The following is a 4,246-nucleotide window of genomic DNA, read 5'->3' as shown; positions in this document are numbered from 1 at the left end:
CTTCCAGCTTATGAAGGTGGCGTTAATGCAGTGGAAACTGCTAAGTTAGAAGTTCCAGAGTATGCAGGTAGCGTCAATGGAGTGGAGTCCGCTAAGTTAGAAGTTCCAGAATACACAGGTGGCGTCAATGGAGTAGAGTCCGCTAAGTTAGAAGTTCCAGAGTACGTAGGCAGCGTTAATGGAGTAGAATCTGCTAAGTTAGAAGTTCCAGAGTACACAGGTGGTGTCAATGGAGTAGAGTCCGCTCAGTTAGAGGTGCCAGAATATACAGGCGGTGTCAATGGTTTAGAATCTGCGAGTACAGAAGTTCTATCGTATGAAGGTGGTGCAAACAGTGCTGAAGCTGCTGTCCATGAGGTCTCAGAATATAAGGGAGAACAGTCAATTGTGGTTCAGGCCATGGCAGAAGATAAAACTTATCAAGCCCCTGCTGCTCGTCAGCAACTTCTTCCTGAAACAGGAAGTGAAGCTGTTGCTCCTCTTGCCTCTCTAGGACTTGTAGGAATGCTCCTAGGTATGTTTGCTATGGGCAAGAAAAAAGAAGATCAATGAAATAGTTAAAATCAACGAAATTCATAGAGAAATTTGATCTTATCTTAGAAAGGGTCGTGACTAAAACTAGTTACGGCCTTTTTGATCTAGATAAATCAGGAGTCAAATAGTTAATACTCTTCGAAAATCAAATTCAAACCACGTCAGCTTCGCCTTACCGTACTCAAGTACAACCTGCGGCTCTCTTCCTAGTTTGCTCTTTGATTTTCATTGAGTATAAGTTTGAGATAAAGTTCATTAAAAAACGATTCAACCGAATGAAGCAATTTTATGTTAGAAAAATCCAAAGCATCCGAAAGTAGTTTCAAATGTCTGAATTTATGTTTCAAAAACTGAAAGTATAATCTGTTCTATCTCAATCTCTCTTAAAAGGGGAGGATTTATTATATAATGTGAATAAGATAAAATTTGAAAGGAGTAGGAGACTCTAGTTAACGATGGGGCGTTAAGTGAGAGAAAATTTGAAAGAGCGAGTGTAACCATTCGTGAAAAAGTAATTTTTGTCATTTAGTCAGATGACTAAAAATTTTAAGCAAAAAAGAAAGCGCTTTATTTTCGAGGTGAAAGGACAAGAAATGAAACATAGTCATTTTGAAAAAAAACAACGATATGGAATTCGTAAATTTGCAGTTGGAACAGCTTCGGTTGTGATTGGAGCAGTTGTTTTCGGTGCGTCACCAGTATTAGCTCAAGAATCAACAGCTACCAGTAATGAGATCACTGAGCTTGGAGTAGACAAGGGTCAAACTGAAAAAGTAGCAGATACTGAAAAGAATGTTACTGAGTCTAATGGAGTAGATACAGTCACACATACATCTACAGAAGCACATACTGGAACAGAGACAACTGCAACAGCAGGAACAGAGACAACTGCAACAGCAGAAACAGCAGAAGCAACTAGAGAAACCGAACAAGATCCAGCTTCGCTTCCACGTGATTACTATGCTAGAGAGTTGGAAAATGTCAATACTGTTCTTGAAAAGGAAGATGTAGAGACTAATGCTGCAAATAGCAATAGAATTGATTTGACAGAGCAATTGGACAAACTGAAACAGCTTCAAAATGCGACCATTCATATGGAGTTCAAACCAGATGCTTCTGCACCAGCATTTTATAACCTTTTCTCAGTATCAAGTGATAAGGTAAGAAATGAATACTTTACAATGGCTGTGTATAACAACGTTGCCTTGATTGAGGGCCGCGATCAAAATGGCGACCAATTTTATGATAGATACACAGACGCACCATTAACAGTCAAACCAGGTCAGTGGAACTCAGTAACCTTTACAGTTGAAAGACCAAGTGCTGATTCTCCAGATGGACAAGTTCGTCTCTATGTAAATGGAGTCTTGTCACGAACAAGTAAGAAATCAGGACGCTTTATCAAAGATATGCCTGATGTAAATCATATGCAAATTGGTACCACAAATCGTGCAGGAAGTATGGTTTGGGGGGCAGGATTACAAGTTCGTAATCTAACTGTTTACGATCGTGCCTTGAGTCCAGAAGAAGTTCAAAATCGTAGCTACCTCTTTGAAAGATCCGAATTAGAGAAAAAGCTTCCAGAAGGAGCTGAGATAACAGATAAAAAGGATGTCTTTGAAGCTGGTAAAAATGGGCAGTCAAATCCAGATGGTATTAATAGCTATCGTATTCCAGCTCTCCTTAAGACTGACAAGGGAACTTTGATTGCTGGTGCTGACGAACGCCGCTTACACTACTCTGACTGGGGTGATATCGGTATGGTCGTTAAACGAAGTGAAGACAAGGGCCAAACATGGGGCGATCGTATCACGCTTACCAATCTACGTGACAATCCAAAAGCCAAGGATCCAAACATTGGTTCACCAGTAAACATCGATATGGTTCTGGTCCAAGATACGGAAACTAAACGAATCTTCTCAGTTTACGATATGTTCCCAGAAGGGAAAGGTATCTTTGGGATGTCAGCTGAAAAAGAGGAAGCTTATAAAGAAATTGATGGGAAAACCTACCAAATTCTCTATCGTGAAGGAGAAAATGGGGCCTATACTATTCGTGAAAATGGTGTAGTCTACACACCAGATGGTCAGGCAACGGATTACCGTGTTGTTGTAAATCCTGTCAAGCCGGCTTATAGCGATAAAGGTGATCTTTATCAGGGTGAGCAGTTACTAGGAAATATCTACTTTACAAGTAATAAAACTTCTCCATTTAGAATTGCTAAAGACAGCTACCTATGGATGTCTTACAGTGATGATGATGGTAAAACTTGGTCTGCACCACAAGATATTACTCCAATGGTCAAAGCTGATTGGATGAAATTCTTAGGTGTGGGACCTGGAGTGGGCATTACCCTCCAGAATGGACCTCATAAAGGTCGGATCGTCGTTCCTGTTTATACGACAAACAGAACAAACCACCTAAACGGATCTCAATCGTCTCGCATCATCTACTCAGATGACCATGGTAAGACTTGGCATATGGGTGGCGGTGTCAATGACAAGCGTACGCTTCATGATGGCACAGTAGTTGATTCAAGCAACATGAACAATTACTACGCTCAAAATACGGAGGCTTCAGTTGTTCAGCTGAACAATGGTCAGTTGAAACTCTTTATGCGTGGTTTGACTGGTGATTTGCAGGTTGCGACAAGTAATGATGGTGGTATTACATGGGACAACTATGTAGCACGCTATGATGTACCTGATGTTTATGTTCAAATGGCGGCGACTCATACGGTTCAAGATGGTAAAGAGTACATCCTTCTAGCAAATGCCAATGGCCCAGGTCGTAAGAATGGCCATATTCGAGTGGCTCGCGTAGAAGAAGATGGCGAGTTGACTTGGTTGCATCATCATTTGATTCAAGAAGGAGAGTATGCCTATAACTCACTTCAACAGATCGGACCAAAAGAATTTGGTCTCTTGTACGAGCATCATGAAGCTGGTGGCAATCCTTATACTCTATCCTTCAAGAAATTCAACTGGGATTTCTTAACGAAGGAAAGAATTTCTCCTAAAGAAGCCAAAGTTAAAAATGTTATTGAAAAATGGCCAGGAATTCTTGCAGTAGAATTTGATTCAGAAGTTTTAGTTAACAAAATCCCAACACTTCAGTTGGCAAATGGTAAAAAAATAAACTTTATGACCCAGTACGATACTAAGACTCTTCTATTCACAATAGATAAGTCAGATCTAGGTCAAGAGATAACTGGCCTTGCTTCTGGAGCGATCGAGAGTATGCACAACCTTCCAGTGAGTCTTGAAGGAGCAGGTATTCCTGGAGCAGTAAATGGAAGCGAAGCGGCAGTTCATGAATTTCCAGAATTTACAGGTGGAGTCAACGGTGAGGAAGCAGCGGTTCATGAACAACCAGAATTTAGTGGTGGTGTCAACATAGACAGTCTTGTCACCCCTGAGAATCCAGCCTTTGAAGGATCTGTCAACGGTGCAGAAGCAGCCGTACATGAAGTACCAGAATTCAATAGCGGTGTCAATGGCGAGGAAGCAGCCGTAGCCAATGATCCAGAATTTGTAGGTGGAGTTAATGGTGTAGAAGCAGCGGTTCATGAACAACCAGAATTTACAGGTGGTGTGAACGCAGTAGAAGCAGCAAGAGCAGAATCTCCAGAATTTGTAGGCGGTGTCAATGGTGCAGAAGTAGCTGTCCATGAAGTGCCTGAGTTCACCGGAGGAGTAAATGGCGAAGCCAC

At 41.4% G+C, this 4,246-nt stretch carries 2 protein-coding genes; both read left to right on the top strand.

Annotated features, from left to right (window positions below; translation table 11 throughout):
- Positions 1 to 552: SIALI-17 repeat-containing surface protein (locus HMPREF2805_RS11330; protein ID WP_186822566.1), on the top strand; the 552-nt coding region annotated here is incomplete at its 5' end.
- Between the two features lie 575 nt (positions 553 to 1,127).
- Positions 1,128 to 4,246: SIALI-17 repeat-containing surface protein (locus tag HMPREF2805_RS08950; RefSeq protein WP_075232270.1), on the top strand; the 3,119-nt coding region annotated here is incomplete at its 3' end.

The organism is Streptococcus sp. HMSC034E03 (genome assembly GCF_001811505.1).
Lineage (GTDB): Bacteria > Bacillota > Bacilli > Lactobacillales > Streptococcaceae > Streptococcus.
The sequence above is the reverse complement of the archived record's forward strand: the minus strand, read 5'-3'. Positions and strand labels throughout refer to the sequence as shown.